The organism is Thermococcus prieurii (genome assembly GCF_054657655.1).
This window is the reverse complement of record NZ_BAAHYH010000002.1, coordinates 823,914-842,789: the sequence shown is the minus strand read 5'-3', so window position 1 is coordinate 842,789 and position 18,876 is coordinate 823,914. Positions and strand designations below refer to the sequence as shown.

Annotated in this window: 17 protein-coding genes and 1 pseudogene; 1 reads left to right on the top strand and 17 read right to left on the bottom strand. The window is 54.8% G+C overall.

Annotated features, from left to right (window positions below; translation table 11 throughout):
* Nucleotides 1-253 precede the first annotated feature (253 nt).
* Nucleotides 254-511 carry a CRISPR-associated endonuclease Cas2 gene (cas2, locus tag ACYQ04_RS07800; RefSeq protein ID WP_460128632.1) on the top strand — a complete coding sequence of 86 codons (258 nt, stop codon included), beginning with the start codon at nucleotides 254-256 and terminating at the stop codon, nucleotides 509-511.
* Here cas2 and ACYQ04_RS07795 read toward each other — a convergent pair.
* The 17 genes and pseudogenes from ACYQ04_RS07795 to ACYQ04_RS07715 all read right to left on the bottom strand — a co-directional run bounded on the left by ACYQ04_RS07795 (nucleotide 504) and on the right by ACYQ04_RS07715 (nucleotide 18,816).
* Nucleotides 504-1,193 (bottom strand): CRISPR-associated protein Cas4, encoded by a 690-nt coding sequence (locus tag ACYQ04_RS07795; protein WP_460128630.1) that lies wholly within the window; start codon nucleotides 1,191-1,193, stop codon nucleotides 504-506. The genes cas2 and ACYQ04_RS07795 overlap by 8 nt on opposite strands.
* Nucleotides 1,194-1,967: a CRISPR-associated endoribonuclease Cas6 gene (gene cas6 / locus ACYQ04_RS07790; RefSeq protein ID WP_460128628.1), complete on the bottom strand. Its 774-nt coding sequence runs from the start codon at nucleotides 1,965-1,967 to the stop codon at nucleotides 1,194-1,196. It abuts the gene before it with no gap.
* Entirely contained in the window at nucleotides 1,957-2,634 is a 678-nt protein-coding gene (gene csa3, locus ACYQ04_RS07785; RefSeq protein WP_460128626.1) for a CRISPR-associated CARF protein Csa3, read from the bottom strand. The genes cas6 and csa3 overlap by 11 nt, the downstream gene beginning before the upstream one ends.
* A 13-nt stretch (nucleotides 2,635-2,647) precedes the next feature.
* Nucleotides 2,648-3,310 (bottom strand): CRISPR-associated endonuclease Cas3'', encoded by a 663-nt coding sequence (locus ACYQ04_RS07780; protein ID WP_460128624.1) that lies wholly within the window; start codon nucleotides 3,308-3,310, stop codon nucleotides 2,648-2,650.
* Nucleotides 3,307-4,872, bottom strand: coding sequence for a CRISPR-associated helicase Cas3' (gene cas3, locus ACYQ04_RS07775; protein ID WP_460128622.1), 1,566 nt, complete (start codon nucleotides 4,870-4,872; stop codon nucleotides 3,307-3,309). Before cas3 (ACYQ04_RS07775) ends, ACYQ04_RS07780 begins: the two co-directional genes overlap by 4 nt.
* On the bottom strand, nucleotides 4,869-6,116 hold the full coding sequence (gene cas8a2 / locus ACYQ04_RS07770) for a type I-A CRISPR-associated protein Cas8a2/Csx9 (protein WP_460128620.1): 1,248 nt from the start codon (nucleotides 6,114-6,116) through the stop codon (nucleotides 4,869-4,871). Before cas8a2 ends, cas3 (ACYQ04_RS07775) begins: the two co-directional genes overlap by 4 nt.
* Nucleotides 6,100-6,843 carry a type I-A CRISPR-associated protein Cas5a gene (cas5a, locus tag ACYQ04_RS07765; RefSeq protein ID WP_460128618.1) on the bottom strand — a complete coding sequence of 248 codons (744 nt, stop codon included), beginning with the start codon at nucleotides 6,841-6,843 and terminating at the stop codon, nucleotides 6,100-6,102. The genes cas8a2 and cas5a overlap by 17 nt, the downstream gene beginning before the upstream one ends.
* A 1-nt stretch (nucleotide 6,844) precedes the next feature.
* On the bottom strand, nucleotides 6,845-7,792 hold the full coding sequence (cas7a, locus tag ACYQ04_RS07760) for a type I-A CRISPR-associated protein Cas7/Csa2 (protein ID WP_460128616.1): 948 nt from the start codon (nucleotides 7,790-7,792) through the stop codon (nucleotides 6,845-6,847).
* On the bottom strand, nucleotides 7,792-8,139 hold the full coding sequence (csa5, locus tag ACYQ04_RS07755) for a type I-A CRISPR-associated protein Csa5 (protein WP_460128614.1): 348 nt from the start codon (nucleotides 8,137-8,139) through the stop codon (nucleotides 7,792-7,794). Before csa5 ends, cas7a begins: the two co-directional genes overlap by 1 nt.
* A 193-nt stretch (nucleotides 8,140-8,332) precedes the next feature.
* A complete protein-coding gene (cas1b, locus tag ACYQ04_RS07750; protein ID WP_460128612.1) occupies nucleotides 8,333-9,313 on the bottom strand; it encodes a type I-B CRISPR-associated endonuclease Cas1b in 981 nt (326 codons plus the stop codon).
* A gap of 3 nt (nucleotides 9,314-9,316) precedes the next feature.
* Entirely contained in the window at nucleotides 9,317-9,826 is a 510-nt protein-coding gene (cas4, locus tag ACYQ04_RS07745) for a CRISPR-associated protein Cas4 (protein WP_460128610.1), read from the bottom strand.
* Between the two features lie 3 nt (nucleotides 9,827-9,829).
* Nucleotides 9,830-10,936: an AAA family ATPase gene (locus ACYQ04_RS07740; protein WP_460128608.1), complete on the bottom strand. Its 1,107-nt coding sequence runs from the start codon at nucleotides 10,934-10,936 to the stop codon at nucleotides 9,830-9,832.
* A 57-nt stretch (nucleotides 10,937-10,993) separates the two neighbouring features.
* Nucleotides 10,994-13,171, bottom strand: coding sequence for a CRISPR-associated helicase Cas3' (gene cas3 / locus ACYQ04_RS07735; RefSeq protein ID WP_460128606.1), 2,178 nt, complete (start codon nucleotides 13,169-13,171; stop codon nucleotides 10,994-10,996).
* On the bottom strand, nucleotides 13,168-13,785 hold the full coding sequence (gene cas5b / locus ACYQ04_RS07730; protein WP_460128603.1) for a type I-B CRISPR-associated protein Cas5b: 618 nt from the start codon (nucleotides 13,783-13,785) through the stop codon (nucleotides 13,168-13,170). Before cas5b ends, cas3 (ACYQ04_RS07735) begins: the two co-directional genes overlap by 4 nt.
* Before the next feature lie 4 nt (nucleotides 13,786-13,789).
* Nucleotides 13,790-14,877 (bottom strand): annotated as a pseudogene (cas7i, locus tag ACYQ04_RS07725) (type I-B CRISPR-associated protein Cas7/Cst2/DevR).
* The gene (cas8a1, locus tag ACYQ04_RS07720) at nucleotides 14,874-16,232 is read right to left on the bottom strand and encodes a type I-B CRISPR-associated protein Cas8b1/Cst1 (RefSeq protein WP_460128601.1); all 1,359 of its coding nucleotides are present in this window, start codon (nucleotides 16,230-16,232) and stop codon (nucleotides 14,874-14,876) included. The pseudogene cas7i and the gene cas8a1 overlap by 4 nt, the downstream one beginning before the upstream one ends.
* Nucleotides 16,233-16,590: 358 nt before the next feature.
* Nucleotides 16,591-18,816 (bottom strand): OB-fold nucleic acid binding domain-containing protein, encoded by a 2,226-nt coding sequence (locus tag ACYQ04_RS07715; protein ID WP_460128599.1) that lies wholly within the window; start codon nucleotides 18,814-18,816, stop codon nucleotides 16,591-16,593.
* Nucleotides 18,817-18,876: the final 60 nt, after the last annotated feature.

Genomic DNA, 18,876 nt, shown 5'->3' with positions numbered 1-18,876 from the left:
TGGGGTGTCGCGGTATTACTATCCAACCCCGCCCCCATTCATTTTTTTGAAAATATTTCGTTATATTGTCTGTGTGTATATGTGACCAAAAGTTCCATTTAAAAATCAGTGAGAATCGATTTTCCAGGACAAGAAAAGGGCCGGTTTGGGTTTTCTACCCACTTCAATGACGCTTTTCGAGAGATGAGGGGTTTTTATCGTGATACGCCGCAAGCGTTAAATCCAGAGGCTCCCAAAATGATACGGTGGTCTGATGTACATCATCGTGGTCTACGACGTGAACGTCAAGCGCGTCAACCACGTGAAGAAGTTTCTCCGCCAGCACCTCCACTGGGTCCAAAACAGCGTTTTCGAGGGCGAAGTCACGAGGGCAGAGTACGAGAGGATTAAAGCCGGACTGAGGGGGATAATAGATGAAAGCGAGGATTCGGTGGTAATCTACCGCCTCCGCTCCCAGCCACTGCGCGACGTCCTCGGAACGGAGAAGAACCCGATGGAGGACATCATTTGACCTTTAGCTCCTCCCTGTCAATCTCGGCGCAAATCGGCCTGTAGGGACAGCGGTTGCACACCCAGTCCTTTCTCCCGACCGTCGATATCCAGCGCGGGAACTTCCCGCTTTCCAGTTCCTCAACGGCATCTATAACCCTCTCGGCCCTTCCCAGGAACCTCCTGAAAAGGTTCTCGTCGAATTCGACAGGGAATACCCGGAAGTCGAGCCCGTTCCTGTCGAAGATGTAGATGTAGCCTTTCTCCTTCCCGAGAATCCCCATGTAGGCGTTAATCTGCTCGACCCACTCCCGCGACGGCTCCGCGTGCTCAAGGTCGTGAGCCTTACCCTGCATTCCCCCAGAGTTACCCTCGAAGCCCTTGAACTTAAACTCAAGGACGTAGGGGCCCTTAACGGCATCGGCCCTTCCGACGAGCTTCCACCCGTCTTTTACCGGATACTCGACCTGAACCTCGAACTCCGCGCTCCCGACGACCTCCGCCAGCCAGCCGTGGAGGGCGGAGCCTATCTTTGCCCCCCAGCTACGCGAGGGGTTGTACGCGTTGAGGTATATGTCGAGGGCGGCCCTTCTGAGGCAGTAGCTCAGAGAGGTCACCCATATTCTCCTCTCGGGCCTGTGGTTGCCGTTTATGGCGTTCCTAATCTTCTCGTTGAAGGATTCGATTTCCTCCGGGAGGTTCATTCAGACCACCCCAATCATTCCGAAGCCGTGAGAGTTTCGCATTCCGAGCCCCATATCCCAGGCAACGCGGAGGAGTTCCTCATCGCCCCTCAGTCTAAAGTGGAACTCCCAGGCGCGGACTTGAGTGTATCTTCCGGTTCTGTTATCGCGTTTAATCCTGAACATCTTACTCCTCGCGTTTTCCGGGAAAACCTCAATCTCGAAATCTCCTTCAAAAGGCTCTCCGTGAACCATGAGGTATTTCTCGCGGAGGTTTCTGGAGACCAGCTCCTTCCACACGGCTGGCTCGTTCTCAAAGGGGCTGTTTGGCTGGCCCACCGGCGAGAGGTCCCACTGCCTGAAACCGTTGGGCGGGCTGTTGTGGTAAACACTGACGGGTGAGAGAGTTCCAAGCTTCCGTCCGGAGAGGCGTTTAGGGGTCTCAACCTGCTTAACTTCCACATCAAGAAGGCGTTTCTGGAGTATATGGACCTGACCAATACCAAAGGCAAGGCCGTTGGCAATGGCCTCCAGAACTGGCCACGCGGGGGAGCCCACGAAGAGCTTGACCCTTCCGGACTTTACGAGCAGGCCTTTATCGGTTTTTTCGGCACTTCCTACCGGGAACAACTTGGAGGCAACGAACTTGATGTCCTTTTTGTTGCCGTGTACGCGCTTCGCTATCATTGGGTCTCCCAGCTTTATCGCATGGATTAAAAACGAATAGAGCGGGCGGGGGTAGTTGTAGGGGACGAGAAAAGGCTCTTCAAAGTGGAGCAAGAGTTCAAGTCTCATTGCACCCCTCCCCCATCAGTTTAATGTACGTTCTACCGGCCTGTGTGATTTGATAGCGCGGGGCCCGCCCATCTGGACGTTCGCTCTTTATTAGGTAGTAATCTGCCATCTTCCTCAACTCGTTGCTTATTGTTGCGGGGGAAACACCAAGCTCCTCCGCTATTGTTCTGACGCTCTTCCCTTTCATCAAGCCACACAAAATCCTCGCCCATCTCCTGCTGTGCGGGGCCAGAAACGAACCAAGCTCAAGGGATATATAACCGGAGAGGTTCTCAAAGTCACTCTCAACGATGACCCGAACGCTCTCTAGACTTGTGAGTGCCAGCAAAGTTCCAACGACAAGGGGTCTCATTCCTCCGGAGAGAACGGCGAGGAGGATCCGGTCTCTGGTCAAGCTGTCTTCCACGCTTCGTTTTATTGTGGCCACCATTTCATCTCCGGTTGAAGGAACCTCCAAGTGAATGATATTCTCCTTTCCGACTATCGGTCCGATTATACTTTCTATAGCATTTAGGGCATTCAACGTCCTCTGTTCATTCCTATAGCCCTCTGGCAGAATGGCAATGAGCTTATCCCCTCTGATGAGACCATCTACATCTTCCCTTCTTCTCATCAGTGCCCTGACTATGAACTTCTCATCAAATCCCACCGGGAAGACAACCAGCAAGGTCCTACCCCCTTTATTTTGTCCCACAGTCGAATCGTATCCAGTGAAGCAATCTGGTACTGATACTTTCTACGACTTCACGACCAAGGGTGCTTCCCTTTCCGCCTCTGTTAATGGCAGCGGCGTAGTTGTCCGCAATCACAATCGGCAGGAGGAGGGAGTAAACTGCCCGGAGGTTACTCTGGAGGGTTTTCTCGACGCGGGAGTATTCCTCAACGGGTTCGCTCCAGGGTATTTTATCGGGAACTTCGAGGCCTGAAAGCACCTGTATTAGTCCGGGGCACTCCTCAGCCAGCCTCAAACTTGGAGGTCTTTTGACAATTGTTTTCCGTATCCAGTCGTGGTGATGGAGTAGAATTGCGACGGAAGCAACATTCCCGGCTTCTCCAAAGCCTGCCAGGACTTTTCGCGCCACGAGGTAGGAGTAGAACTCGTGGTAGCCAAAGCCTCCCCTCCTGTTCTGAAACGTCTCAAGGCACTTCCCCATATCGTGTAGAACGTACGCCTTTCTCAAAAGGTCCTCTGCGGTGGTGGGGTCAAGTTCAAGGAGCCTTCCGAGGAAGACTCCGTAGTTCCTCGCAAGATAAAGACCATCAATCAGCTCGAGACCCCGCTTTATATGGGCCTCCATCGTTTCGATGCACTTTCCGTTGCTGAAGTAAGCGCAGGGAATCATGCTATACCACGCTCCCGGTCATAGTCTCCAATGTAGATAACCTCAACGTCTTCACCAAGTGCAACCGCCTTCGCAACGCGGTAGGCATCGCCGATTCCGCGTAGCTCAAATTCAACCCCATTCAGCTTCACGAGGCCCCGGGAATAAAGTTCGAGGAGCTTCTTCGGGCTTACGAGCACGACCTCACCATCAACCGAGAGCGGAATGAGGAAATCCCTCATGACCGGAATTCCCTGCTGGATAAGCCTCTCGATTTCTCCAAGAACCTGTGGAGCCCTTTTGGAGGGGTCAGCCATGAACCTGACGAGTTTTCCGCCCAACGACCTGTTGATTAGCCGTGTAACGGACACAAGACTCGAGCCGTGAACCTCGTTTACTATCTCCTCGTACGTCGTGGGGACCCTCGGATGAATACCATCCGCCTTTAGCAGGCTCACGGTGCGCTCAACCTTCTCCGGCGGGTACGGCCCAGTGGGAGCGTCTTCCATAATAACAACCTGGCCTTTCCTGTCCCCGGCGTGCCTAACGAGCCTTCCAAGGCGCTGGAGGAGGGAGTTGATGGGCGCCCGGTCGGTAACCATCACATCGCTCGAAAAATCAACGCCGGCCTCAACTGCCTGAGTCCCAATCAGGAGGAACTCCTCATTTCTGAGCCTTCTGAGGCGGCCAATTAAGGCCCTCTTATGGCTCGGCTTCATCCTGCCATGAATCAGGATTATCCTGTCCCTCTCAAACCCGGCATCCCCGCCAATGGCTCTATTGTAAAGCTCAACGGCCCTTTCAACGGTGTTAACTATGACGGCATTTCTCTTCCCGGGTTCAACGAACTCAAGCGGGTTGCCACTACCAAACGCCATTGAGATGTCCTTCTGGAGTTCCCTCTTTATGAATGGATCGTTTTCATCGGGTTTAAGTATTTCAAACTCGTAACCGTTTTTTCCCGCATGCTTTTCAAAGAACCTAACGTGGCCACGGGAAAGGGTGGCGGTCATCACGACAATCGGGACACCCTGAGAAGTCAGGAATTCAACGACTGCACTGAAGGCCGTCGCCATGGACTCCTCATCAAGCAGAAAGTGGGCCTCGTCAAAGATAACGAGGGACGTTAAAATCGAAGCCTGGGTGAGGTAGTCGTAACCGAATTCCCGTCCGGACTTAACGAGGTGCCTCCTCTTGGTGTTCAGCTTAAGGAGGTCCCACGTGAACGTGTCGGCGGTTGTGATGTTCAGAGGAAAGAGGTGCATGAACTCGCCACTTGAGCCCATCATCTTCGTCCTTGAGAATCCAAATGCCTGCTCCGCGGTTCTCTGAACGTCCTCTATGATTGACCTCATTGGGAGGACGTGAATGACCCTGTCAAAAATGGAAGCGTCAGAAAGCGAGTGTAAGGCGAGGGCGTAGCTGAGGAGGGTTTTGCCGTAGCCGGTGGGAGCGTTCAGGATGAGAAACGGCTTTGGAGAAGAGGTTAAAAAGTCAAATGCCCTCTCAAGGAGGGGCCTTCTCTCCGGAGCAAACCCCTTAACCTCGGCAAGTCGTTCAAGGGCGCCTCTGTAGCCCCTCACAGGAACACCTCCACGTGGGGTTTCCACATGAAAGCCTTCAGAACCTTCCTCAGCTCGCCGCTTGCCCTCGCGTTCCCATCAAGCAAAGCCCTGCCCTGACGGAGGAGCCTGAAGACCGAGTCCTGAATGAGCCTTTTGTTCCCGCTGTTGATTGCCCGGTAGAGGTCTTTGACGAAGATGTAAGCCAGCATCTCGCCATCTCCGTTGAGGCCTTTTTTGAGCTCCTTCTCGGCGACGTCCACGAGGGCCCACAGCGGGTATTTGTGGACCGTGGCCTTCCCTTCCTTCAGCTCCACGGTTAAGGGAACCCCACCCGCGCTCAGGGCCCTGATGCGTCCCATGTAGGAATTCAGGTATCTGCTAAGGCTTGAAAGGTCAAGCTGAAGGGTCTTGAGTTCTGTGTACACCTGCCCCTCAAGGCTGATGAGGTGTAACGTCAGGGGATAAACTTCCCCCGGGACGTTCCGGCTTTCCTCAGCAAGCTTCATTGCAAGCTTCATTTCGTAGAGTTCCTCCGTGCTCAGCGAGAGCCTCCCGTGGATTCCTGCCTCCGTTATCGGCAACAATCCCTGAACAACCATGTCTTCGACCTCGTACGGCCAGAACCCCTCTATCCCGGGCTTTGTCATCAGGTAATACCTGCCGCCGACAAAGCCGGCAAAACCGGTAAAGAACCCAAGGGCGACGAAAGAGAACCACAGCGGGTCGAGGCGTATCTGGGCCTTCTGGCCGGTAGTCGGGACAAGGAACCCACTCTGGCGCTCGTAGTATTCCGGTTGCTTGATTATTGCAGGCAATATGGCGTAGTGGTCAGCGTTGAGCTTCTTTCCCGGGACATTGGAGGCTTTTCCATCATACTCAATGCCAAGGTACGTTCCGTTTTTGTCCACCCGAACTGCTGTCAGGGATGTCCGGGGGTCGATAGTGCCGTCCCTGAGGAGTTTAACAGTTTCGGTGACGACCAGCTCAAAAAGCTCTCCGTAGGTTTCGGGGGCGCTCCTGTTGAACCAGGTCTTGAGAACCTTATCAAAGGAGCTCCTGTCGTTCCTGCCCATCTTGGAGGTGTGGGCCTTGGCTCTATCGCCGAGTGAGCGGAGGGCACCTTCAAGGGAATCCGCCAGCTCGTTTGCGTCGGGTTCAAGGGTTCCTGTGTTCATAACTGCCCACGACATCCCGAGGGAGAGGAGCTCCCTTGTCAGGCCCTCGTAGGGATAGTTTACAATTGCCTCAAGGAGCAAGGACAACCGTCTCACCTCCTACGGTGGCAACCTTAAGTTTTCCCCGGACACTAACGGTACCCTCTGGGTAAAATACCACGATGCGCTTCGCGCTGGAGTAGTCTCCAATCCCCGAGCGCCAGTCCACTACAGACTGGAGCGTGCCCCTTCCACTGACCTCAAATCCCTTGAAGGGGAACGCGTATGATGTCTCAGCGCTACAGGCCTCGGATATCTCAGCTTTACCCGTCTCAACGTTCTCAACGCTGACAACGGACTCCCTTGAACCGAGCCTCGTTATTCCCCACGCCGCCCGTTCGAGGTCTTTCATCGTATAAGGCCCCTTGGAGAGCTCCTCCCCGTTCACGAGGTAGACCGCGGTTATTGTGGAGTCCCCTGAACCGTACATCACCGCGAAGGGAAATGACGTGACAGCACTCTGGGCCTTTCCACGGTAAACTGTGTTAATCTTCAGCAACGCACCGTAGAGCCTTGGCTTTCCAATGGTTTTAACAGTCACCCACTCAAACAGGTTCTTAACCCCATCAGCGGTGCTTTTGAACGTTTTCCGGTCGTATACCGTCTCGGCCCTGTTCCCTGAGACGTGCTGGAGTGGATACGCGATTGCCCCAATAAGCGTCGTCGGGGGGACGTAGCGGAGTGCCGTTCTCATTTTGCTCTGTGGCAGGGCACGGAGGGCCACTATGCCCGTCGGTCTCATCGTGACCTTCAAAAAGAAAGTCAAGGGAACCACCTCAGAACGCTCCCTGTTCTCTGAGGTAGTCCATCGCCTCCTTCAGGGCCTCCTCGGGAACCTTCTCACCAGTCGCGACGGTGAAAAGGTAGTTCTCCCCAAGGTCCTCGAGGACCTTTAGCCTCCGTTCCGTTCTGGCAATGTAATCGTCGTAAATTGGCGATGTGACGACGAACGGATGTTCTGTGACGACCACCGCCGCCTCAGTTATGCCTCCCACCGGGAAGAAACGGGAGAGCTTTGCCCCGAATTGTGCGGAGGAGAGCATCCTGAAGAGGGCCCTCAGAGCGGCTTCACGCCTGGCCTTTATCTCATTCTCGTCAAGAATTGGCTCCGAGGTTATGGCGCTCACGCCAATTGCGTCGAGGTCGAGGTTAAACGTGAAGCTGTAGAGCGCCGTACCTGTCTCCACGTAGTATATCATCTGCTCGGAGGCGTTGCCCTTCTTGCTTGACGCGTCCATCTGGGCGTGCCTCGCGTGGAGCTGGGGTTCCGAGGTTGCAAAGAGGGCAACGGACTTGACGGGCAGGGCGTAGCTGACCTGGAAGGCCGAGCTCCTCCTGACAGGGGGCTTCTCCGCATAGAGGAACCCGCCAATGTCTTCAACAACGCAGGACTTCACTATAGCAAGTTCAATATCCCTCGGGTTGTCGGGAATCGGGTCGACCTTCTTCTGGAGGTGAACCTTGTTCATGGACTTGTAGAACTCGTTCCTCCTGCAGTCATCGCAGACTGGCAGGCTCAGACCGATGGCTTCCCTCACAAGGTGCTCCTGGTAGGCATGGGCGAGGCTCTCACCGCTCAGCGCGGGAACGTAAACCGTCTTGAGCCTGCCGTCTTCTTCGACGAGATAGGGAACGCGCCTGTGCTTGCTGTAGTTTCCGGCCGTTTCAACCATGTTCAGGGCCTCGACGTTTGCCTCAAACCTGACCCCAACGCTCAAAAACATCACTCATCACCTCCGGATTCTTTCTGTGAGGGATATGCAAGGGCGAGGGTCGCAACGCGCTTTGCAACGCCGATATCGGAGTGCACTTCATCAAGAAACGCCTTAACTTCTTCCTCTGAGGGAATACCCAGAACGGGAATCTTCTTCCCGTCCTTCTCCACGTACCTCCGTCCATTTTCATCAACGGGTGCGCTTTCGCGTATTGACCTAAAGGCCCTCAGTGCCTCGTGGAGCGTTACTTCCACGGGCTCCGGATTGAGTGCATTTCCAATCCTGTCCACATAGCTGAAGTTCTTCGTCTGTACGAAGAACCTCAGCATTTTTACTATTCCTTCATATTCAGGCATGTGACCACCTCAGAATTAGTACGAGCGTTACTCCTATTTAAAGTTTACGTCTGATTTTTGTTCAACAGGATATACAAAATGTTTAGAAAAAACTAAACACAAGGGAGGAAATTGGCGAGTGGTGAGGCCGCTGGACTGCCCCCATAGCCCTTCCAAAACAATTTTCCCAGATGTTCAGTCATCCCCAAACACCTCAGAACCACGCCACCAGTGGCTCGTACTCCTTCACCCCAACGAGGTGCTTGATGAGCTTGTAAGCCTCAAGGCGAATTAGCCGTTTCTTCGTGACGTTCCTCTTCAGTTCGGGGTGTTTAACGCTCTTCGTGAGCTCCTTCTCGTACTCCGAAAGGACCTTCTTCATCCCCTCCTTCGTCAGGAGGACACCGTTGAGCTCCTCCCTGAAGTGCCCCTTTGAGAGCATTCTCTTGGTTACGAGCCTCGTCGCGAGCCTGTCCGCTACAATCGGCTTGAAAATCTCGCTCAGGTCGAGGGCAAGGGAGAACCTCCTTTCCTCGGGCTCGTGGAGGTAGCTGACGGTAGGGACAAGCTGGGTGTTGTAGAGCTCGCTCACAATGGTCGCGTAGAGCCTTGAGTTGAGGAAGCTTATCAGGGCGTTCATCTCGTTCTCCGGCGGCCTGCGCGTGCGCTTAACTATTTTGAAGCCTTCGGGAAGGTGGTCGTCCCACCTTGAGTAATAGGCCTCGCGAATCCTCGCCTCGACGTTCATGACCTCCGTTATTTTCCCCGCCCCTTCAAGCTCTTCGAACAGCTCTTTCAGCATCTCGGAAAACCCGTCGGTGACCTTCCAGCGCTTTAAGTTACGCTCCATGTTGAGGGCGCTTCCCCTAACGAAGAGCCTCGCCAGTTTGAGGCGCTTTTCTCCGTCGAGGTAGTGCTCCGCCTGCCTGATGACCAAATCTCCCGAGTTAAGGCTCTCCCTCGGGTAAAAGCTCCCGTCGTAGTAACCGTAGTGGTTGAAGAAGTGAACCGCTATCCCCCTCTGCGCCAGATAGTGGAGGGCCTGCGACGTTATCGTTACGTGGCCGTAGATATAGAGGTCATAGATTCCCTCGACCGCGAGCGGCTTCTTTCCCCTTTCGTTCTCGAAGTAGAGAGTGTTCTCCCGTCTGAAAAGCGTTCCGTCCGAGAGCAGGGTTATGGAGCGCTTTCTCATCTTTCACACCCAGCAGAGTTCGTAGTAGGCGCATTTGAGGCACTTCTTTGATTTAACGGGCTTCGGTGGAGCCGGGAGAGATTTAACCCGCTCAACCTCTTTTATCGCCTTCTCGATTTCACCCTCCCTGCCGTCGAGAGTTACCTCTTTTGTCTCGTTGAGCTTCGGGTAGTGGAGGACGGCCTTTGCCTTTATGCCAAGCTTTTTGAGGTAATAGAGGTAGTAGAGCGCCTGCATTTCGTGGGCCTTCTCCATGCTTTTCCCGAGCTTGACCTCGTGGATCTCTATGATGTCTCCCCGGCGAATGAAGTCAATCTTTATGCTCCCGACTTGAACTTCCTTCTCCTCGTTGGCGTAGCGCTGCTCGTGGAGGAACCTGCCGAGGTCGACCCACTCGCTCTCCTGCTCCATCGTGATGCCCCTCGCAAAGTACCAGAGCTTCGTCGGGCAGATGAAGAGGTAGTTGATTTCTGTGCCGGTGATGAGGAGGTCGGTTAGGGGGTATTCCTTCATCCTTCAACCCCCACTTATCTTAAGTATCCAGAGCTCAAAGAGGGGATTTTCCACCAGATATTTTCCGTTTTCCCGCACTATCAGCTCCTTTTCTTTAAGGGCTTTCAACGCCGCTTGGACCGTTGAAGCCCTTTCAAAACCGTATCGGTTAAGGAAGTCCCTCGAGTAAAGGTCGCTCTCGTTCCGTGCTATCGCAACGAGGAGCCTCCGCTGGTTTATCGTTAAAGAGCCCCATATTTCCTCAAAGAACTCCGCGGTTTCGTTGAGTATCTCTTCAAGAGCCTTCTCAAGGTCTTTTTCGGATATATCGTTCCTCTCCGAGAGGAGGGCGTTTAACCACAGCCGGTGGCATATCATCTGCGTGTAGTGGGGGTGTCCCTTAGTTACCTCCAGCACGGAGTCTATCAGCCCGTCATCGACCTCAAGCCCGCTCTCTCTGAATTTGTTTTTAATGAATGGCCCGAACTTTTCCTTCGGAATTCTCCTGAGAACCATGTGCATCCCAAAGTTGTAGAAGGGACTGCTGGGGGACTGAAATATCTCGCGCATCATCCCCTGCTTGCTTCCCACGAAGACGTAGGTTACTTCCCTGTGTTTCTGGAACTCGGCGCGCATCTTCGGGAGAACGTCCCTTCTGAGGTTGCTAACCTCCTGAAACTCGTCGAAAACGACCACGACCCTCTTCCCCGCGACTTCAGCGAGACGCTTTGGCAACTTTAGAGCCTCCTCGAAGGCGGCGTTTTCCTCCCCCACGACGAACTCCACTCCGAGTCTTTTCCCGACGGTGATTCTGGGCGTGGTTGTTTTGAACAGCTTCCTAAGGAACTCCTCAACCCGCCCCCTCCACGTTCTTATAGCTGCCGAGCTTATTCTCTCGGCGAGCTCCCTCTTGGTGAGGACTCCAGAGCAGTCGACTTCTATCGGATACACTCTCTCTCCAAGTTCCTCCAAGGCGATGCTCACGAGGGAGCTCTTTCCATAGCGCCTCGGGGAGTACACGATAACGTTCTGACCGCTCATCATGGCTATTTTGAGTTTCTCAACCTCTTCCTCCCTGTCCGCAAAGTGTTCCCTCCCCACTTTCCTCCCATAGACAAAGGGTGGCTTCATTACACCTTCACCTGTAACAGTGGTATATGTAGTGATTTTTATAGTTTTTGTTGTAGTTCACAGTATCTCCCCTCCTTCCCCCGGTTCCCGCTGGAGGCCCAGTTCCGGGCTGTACTCGAGCTCCGCGACAAGCACATACTTCCCCGGCCCCCTGTCTGAGAGCCTGTGGAATGCGTCGCTTTCACCCAGGTAGAGCCACATCGGAACCGGCACGAGGTAGCGGTGGACCTCGATTGACCGCCCGTGGTTAATCAGCTCCAAAACCCTGTCCTGATAGACCCCGGGAACCACCTCAAGGCCGTGGAACATCTCGTAGAATCTCCTCTCGCTCTCCCCGCCCTTCAGAGGCTTTAGGCTCCTGAACAGTTCGAGGGCCTGCTCTCTGTACGTTAACACCTCCTCTGTAAGCTTCTTCGCCAGCGGTTCATACGCACGGGTAACGAGTTCTGGAACCAAGGATTCGAGGAGGGGTTTTCCGTTGAGCTCCTCAAGGAGTTTGAGGCTCTCCTTCACGACCCCCATCGGGTATATCTTTTTGTCTCCGTCTCCACCTTTCGTCAGGATATGGACGTCCCGCGGTTCTCCAAATCCCCTCCTGTTCACCCTGCCGAAGCGCTGAATGAGTGCATCGAGGGGAGCAGGCTCGGTGATTATCGTCGAGAAGCTTATGTCGAGCGAGACTTCAACTACCTGTGTGGCAACAACGACATCGTAGTTGTTCAGGTTTGCGAGGAGATTCCTCTCCTTTTCCTCCCTGTCTCCATAGGTGAACCTGCTGTGGAGGAGCATGGCGTTGTAGTCCTCGCTCAGGCGGGAATAAACCTCCATCGCCCTCGATACGGTGTTGCAGGCAATTAAAACGGGACCATCCGCCGGAACTTCGGCGAGCAGTTCTTCAACCTCGTCCATTGAGCCGTCTATAACGTTCACGCGGTGCCTCGTGAATCTGTCAGCATCTTCAGGAGGAGCGGTTAACAGTTTGGGGTTGAGAGCTTCGCGTAAGAGCTCCTCAAGGAACTCGGGCAGGGTTGCGCTCATCACGAGGGTTCTGGTCTTTCTCTCCTTCAGCAGTTCGAGCATCGCGAGGATTATTCCGAGGACGTTCGGCTCGTAGGCGTGAATCTCATCGAAGATTAGGAGCGAACCGGTTAGCTCCGTCAGGCCCATCTCAGGGAAGCCGACGCCGAAGAAGGGCTTCATGAGCTGGAAAGGTGTCGTGACCTTGAGGGGCGTGTAAATCTTCCGGTAAAGCGAGGAGAGGCGCCTGTATTCAAGCTCTGAGGAGTAGAGGTAGAAGGCCGAAGAGCTGTGCAGAAGGCCAACGAGTTCGGGCTCGCGGAAGAGCGCCAAAAGGCGCGAGTGCATGGCGTTTATGCTGGCCCTGTAGGGGAGGACGTAGAAGATTCTGCTCGCCACTCCCTTCTTGGTTCGGAAGGCGTTCCTGTCGGCCCAGAGGAGGGAAGCCTCGGTTTTACCGTAGCCCGTGGGTGCTCGGAGGATTAAGTTGCCCTCGGTTTCTCCCGCCCGCCTCTGGAGGGGCCTCCAGCGCTCGGGTGGAACCCTTGCCTCAACGGCAGTCCTTATGTCAGACAGCAGGCGAACGGCAAGCTCACCGGCCGAGGCGAGGTGGTCTGAAGCGTTGAGGATTCCGCGGAGGAAGACGAGCTTGTTCCAGTACTTTTGGGAGTTCCGCTCATACCAAGTTAGCAGGGAGTCGAAGTCGTAGTCCCTGATTCGCTCGGCCCAGTCTTCCGGAGGGTTGAAAACACCCTTTCGCTTTCCGAAAAAGTACAGCTCCCAGTAGGGAACCCGCTCGAAGAAAATCTCCTCAATGTAGTCCCTGTTCTGGAGGAGTTCCTCGACTTTCTCCCCGAACTCCCCTGGGTGTTCCCTGCTTGGCAGTAATTCCTCAAGCTCGTTGAGGGTCCTGTGGTGGGTGAGGATTGCGAGTGCAATGAGGTTTCTCTCGTCCTCGGAAAGGTCGAGGAAGGCCGTGAACGGTGCCGAGAGTATCTCGTGACGGTAGCCCCACTTTCTCGGGTCCTTTTGGAAACCGCTCGCACACTTGCCGAGGTCGTGGAGAAGAACGGAGTAAAAGGAAAGCTCCCAGACGCGCGGAAAGAACTCCTCAAACCACTTGAACACCCCTTTCATGCTCTTCAGCACGTTTATCGCGTCGTTGGTGTGGCACTCAAGGAAGTCATGAGGTAGGAACTTGGCGTAGCAGACCCTCATTCCCGCCACCTGTGGAGGTAAACGCCGACCCCAAGTTCCTCGTCGTAGGGGAGCTTCAGCCTTGGCGCTTTGCCCTTTGGAAACGGCAGGACGACGAAGGGCCTGACGAGCCTCGCCTTCCTCGGCGTTACCGAATAGTCGTACTCGACGACGAGGGCGTGAACGACGCCGGGAACTCCGAGACTCACTGGAAGAACGGTTCCGCCGACTGGGGCTTCCCTTTCCTCCAGGCTAACCTCTTTTATCTCCTCAACCGTCGCCACGTCACTCGAACGGCCGAGGAGGAGCTGATACCTTGGCCTTCTGAAGTGCTCCGCCCACTCATCCGGGAGGTAGAGGTAAAGCTCGGCGTTGTAGAGGAATTCGCGCCTCATTATGTCCGTCTCGACCTTTCCGAGGGCGTAGATTTTTTCGAGGTCAAGGCCTTTGCCCTCGCTCCTGAAGACGTAGCCGACGTAAGGAAGCTCGGTCAAATAGACAGGCTCACCCTTCGCCGCGGAGAGGATTCCCTGAATCGTTGAGGGCGGAGGAACCGGTAGCGTCGGCTGATGGCCCGATTGAAAGGTGGGATAGCGGAAGGAAGCGGTCCACGCCCTCAATTTGACCCGTATCATGGGCTCACCCGTAGTAGGCCTCGATTTCCTTAGCGAACTCCTCTATCGCCTCTCCGATGGTGCCCGTGAAGACATTAATACCGGCTTTCTCCAGTGTCTTGGCAATTTCATTGACGTCCCAGCCGAGGGAGCGGACGAAACCTTCGTCGTAGCCGATGTAGAGCCTCGCGGTCTTGGGGATTACATCTTTGAGGTCTTTGAGCCTCTTCGCGAGTGCCTCGTCGTCAAAGCGGATTTCACCCCTCTCCTCGAAGACGAGGTCGCTTATGAAGGGGTTTATGCCGGCATCTACGTTGAGGAGCAGGACGAACTTTGGAGTTACGTCAGTGTGGTACTGGCTCTGCTTGGCCCCGCCGGTCAGGAGGCGAAGGGCCTTGATGGCCTCGGTGGCGCGCTTCTTCCGGATTTCAGGGGGCATAACCCACTCCCTGTCCCTCTTCTCGACGCCGAGTTCTTCAGCTATGCGCTCCATCTCTTTGATTTCATTGACAACGTCCTCGGCGCCCTTCTTTGGGTTGCCCTTCTTGTCCTTTGGAACGTCGTCCCAAGTGAGGAGGTTCTTGAAGCCGGCCTTGCTAATGATTGTGAACCTCCCAACGGAGTCGAGGTCGAGCGAGAAGGCCCCTTTGAAAACCGTTGAGTAGAACTCCTGGCTGTATGGGACGGGGTCTCCCTCGTGCCTTGAGGCGTAGCCCTCGTCAACCGTCACGGAGCTTCTATCTGGCAGTATTGAAATCAGGGGCGTGTTCTTGAGGGGCGAGACCCTCGTGACTGTGACGTTAACCCCGCCCTTCTTGAAGGCCCTCATGTAGCCGAAGACGTCGTCGTCCGGGTACTTGAGCGGGTTCGCCGCGGTGAAGACCTGCTTCTGCTCGCGGTAGAGAGGGGAAAGCTCCCAGTTGAAGTGCTCCTTGAGTGTAAAGCGCCACCAGTAGCGCCAGGCCTGTGGCGAGACGTAGGGGTAGCGCTTTCCCCCCTTCTGAAGGTCTTAACCCTCGTGACGTTCCTGTCGGCGAGGCTCTCATCGATTCCGAGCATGTTCAAAGCCGAGTGCGGTGCGTCAATCAGCACCATTCCGGTTGCAAACCTCATTCTTCCACCTCCCCAAGGCCGTAAACCCCAACGTCCTCAATTTCTTCAGCTTCTCCGGCCTCCTCAACCTCTTCTGAGGCCTTCATCAGGCGGTCGTGGAGCTTCTCATAGACTCTGAAGAGGAGCAGGTGCTTGACGGTCCTCCACGAGACGTTAAGGTCCTCGCCGTAGGAGGTGAGAACCGTCGCGAACTCGTCAAAGGTCATAAGGGGCTTCTCTATCCCAAGCCTCTGGCGGAGCTTTTCGAGGTTCACGAAGAAGGCCTCGAACTGGTAGAGCTTCTCCGCCTTCTCCAGCTCCCTGACGCGCCTCGAAAGCTGGTTGTCGGGGAGCTTCTCCAGCGTTTCGACAATCCTGTCGCCAACATCTCTGATAAACTCCAGAGCTTCCTTATCCAAACCCAACACCTCCGAACAGTAGAAAGACAAAAGCGACCATTTCGCGTTCGCACGGCGGTTTTTAACGTCGATGAAATAGGGCAAAATGCTCTCTTCGGCCAAGAGCCTGGCGTAAACCTCGTTGGCGTAGCTCCTCTCGTACTTCTCAAACTCCTCTTCGCTCGGCCTCTTTCTCCACCCCATAGCCACAATCCTCTTCCAGCCCCTTGGGTCCTCCCTGCTTGCGTGGGCGATGAAGCGTAGGACGGGCGTTGGAACGTGGATTATCGTAACGTCTGGGCTTTTGTTATTAACAACGAAATAGTAAAGCGTTATTGACGCGTTGGCCCAGAGGTCGTCACGCTCCGTCTTCCTCGTCAGCTCCCCAAAGAGGCGGAAGAGGAAGTTCTCCGGTCTCTTGAAGTCCCTCGCGTTCGAGGCAAGGAAGTTTTTCCTGACGTCGTTTAAGGCTTCTCTATGGAGCTCGAGCATGAGCTCGTAGGGGTAAGTGTGCATCACGAGAACCCTTCCCCCGACCTTGTAGGCGACCAGTGGAAGGAACTGCACGAGGAAGAGGCAGTGAGAGCAGACGTTGAGGCCGTCCTTGGCGGAAGGGAAGTAGTTGGGGACTCCTCCAGTGCCGACCAGCGGGAAGTCGGAGCGGTAGACCGGCTTTGGACGGGAGTGCCTCCTACCGCAGATTTCGCAGATTGGCGCGTTAGGGTCTTCAGACTCCTTGAGGAGACCCCTGAGGTTTTTGGCTATTGCTTCGGGTGTTCTCTTCTTCGCCATGCTCGGGTTGGCCATCAGGATTCCGCTGTTGGGGAGCATCATCGCGTGAATGTAGCCGGAACTCCACTCCTTGCGCGCGTAGAGCTTTGAGGCAAAGTCTATTGCCTTCTCGATGTCCTCTTCTGTGAGTTCTTCCGGAGAGTTCTTTCTGTTTATGAGGAGCAGTGCAACGAGGCCGGCATCCACAAAGGGGTGTCCAGTCCAATAGAAGCGAGAATTTTGTTTTCCTTTGGTGTCTGTTGAAACGTTTAACTTAGCTTGCCTTTTAAAGAATTCATCCAATGATTTTTCCTTTTTAATTTTTCTCACCTCCTTCTAACCACATATCATTGTCAACATCCGCACCGAAAAAGAGTGTCCTCTCACTATGCCGGTGTTTCCAGTTAACCCAACGCGCTTAGACCCCGCTGAATCATCGCACAAATTGATAAGGGACACCAATGGAGCCCCCGCTAGTGTTCCATAGTTTTATGAATGATGGCACTAATAAAATTTTCTGTGATGAAGAACAGCATCTTAACAATCGGGTAAGGAAAAAGAAAAATTACTCAGCCCGCTTTAGTTTTACAACCTCCTTTGCGAACTCCTCAAGCACCTCCTTGCGCATGCCCTCGAAGAATTTGATTGATCCCGCGTAGCTGTGGCCTCCTCCTTCAATTCCAGCTGAAGGCAGTCTCTCCTGGAGCCTTGGGATTATCTCGTTGAGGTCGAAGTTGTAGGCGGACATTCCGTCGCTGGCCCTAACCACGGCGAAGTCCGGTCCATAAGCCAGCGTTAGGATTGGACTGTCTTCACCGTACTTCTCCTTGAAGTGGTCGTGGATTAAGCCGCTCAGCTTGCCCGGGGAAGGATAGCTGAACTTCGGCGCGAACAGCTCCACGTCTATCGTGTTGAACCTTATCCCGTTCGGCAGGACGACGCTCTTGACGTGCGGTAACGATGCCTTCAGCGCTTTCTCCTGCTTCTCTTTCACTTCGGGGTAAATCGCGTTTATCAGCTCGCGGTGCCTCTGCAGGTTGCCGGTGAGGAGGAGAATCTCGTCTATTATTCCGTGCCCGTCCATGAACTTCCAGTAGAAGGCCTCGTGGTCTATGACCTCGGCAATCTTCTTCAGGTCTTCCTCGGTGAGGCCCTTCGCCTTCTTGGCAATCTCAAGGTACTGGTAGAACTCCGGTGCCTTGCTCCTGTCGCCGGTTCCAGCGATGGCAGGCAGGTGCTTAATCTTGTCCTCAACGTCGGGGTTGACGAAACGGGCCACCTCGGTGGCCAGCATTCCGGCAGTTAGTTCGTAGTAACCGCGCTTGACGTGGTGAGGATTGACGTGGACATCAACGTACTCGTCAACCTTCGCTTTATCCTCGCTCACCCACTCGCGCGGGTCGTGGTGGTCTATGACCACTATTGGAACCCCGTAGGCCTTTATCCTCTTGTAGGCCGGAATGTCCTCGCTCGTTCCCCCGTTGTCCACTATGACAACGAGCGGAAGTGGGTCGCCGAACTTCTCGTGGTCCTCGACCATGAATATTATGTCCTTGAGCACATCTTCCAGCTCGTAGAAGGGAGCCCTGCTCGGTCTGCGCTTGAAGAGCTTCCACCTCGCCCCCGGGTCCGGCGAGATGCTCTCTATCAGCGGGACTATCGCGTATTCAAGGGCCAGGCCTGAGGTGTAGCCGTCGGTATCCGAATGGTGCCTCAGGAGAATAGGCCTGCCCTCGAAGATGGCCCTGCGTATCATAAAGGCGGCCTTCATAATCTTCGGCTTGAGCTTCTCCAAGACCTCGCTCTGGACGAGGAAGCTCACGTCCTTCGGCTGGGCGCGCTTGTCGAGCTCGGCCTCTATCTGTTGCTTCACCCTCGCTGCATCGGGCCCCCAGAGCCTTGCCATGTCGCTGACTTCAATCTGAATCTCGCCAGAATGGAAGGCTATCTTGCCTATGACCTCGACGATGTCGCCGACGTTTATGTTCGGGTAGGCCCTCACTCCCGGCGCCTCGAAGGCGGCCGCCCAGGTTATCCCCGTTCCGTCGGTTATCGTGAAGACCGTCGGCCCCCCGGTGACCTGTATCTGGGTGACCCTTCCCTGTATCCTCACGGTCTTTCCGGCCATGTCCTTGCTGAGCTCGGCTATCGGCGTTACGGGGAGTTCCTTCTTGACGACGACGGTCTTGTAGTGCCTCTGTGGCGACTCGATGAGGTCTATCTCCCTCTTGTCTGGCCTGACGTCGAGAACCTGAACTATTATCTCCTGTCCCGGCAGGTACTCCCTTCCGCCGAGGAGGTCCTTTCTCTTGATTAGACCAACGACGTGCGGGTTGAGCCTGACGAAAACTCCGAAGCGCTCGACCCTGTCAATCGTTCCCTTGTAGAGACTGCCGATTTCCACATCTTCGTAGTCGCAGGTTTTGTCGAGTATGAAGACTACCTTGTACTTCCTGAGGCAGTCCGGGCAGACCCACGTCGTTTCCATTCCCGGCTCCCAGGGCTCCTTTACCTTGCCACAGATGTCGCAGACGAGCACCTTGCCCGTTCCGCCACAGGTGGGACAGGTGTCGTAAACCGGGACGGTTCCCTTGCCGTGGCACTCCGGGCAGGGTATCTCATCAACCTCGTCCTCAACGCCGAGGTGGTCGAGGTTCCTGTAACCTTTCAGCTTGTCACCTATCTTGAAATCAGCCGGAACGTAGCCCCAGCCCTCGCAAACGGGGCACTCCTTCTCGCCGACCTTCACCTTTCCCGTTCCGTGGCACTCTGGACAGTCCTTAACCGCCATTCTCTCACCCCGCTTAGGTTACGGCTTTGGCTTAAAAACGTTAGCAGGTTCTCGCTTCTC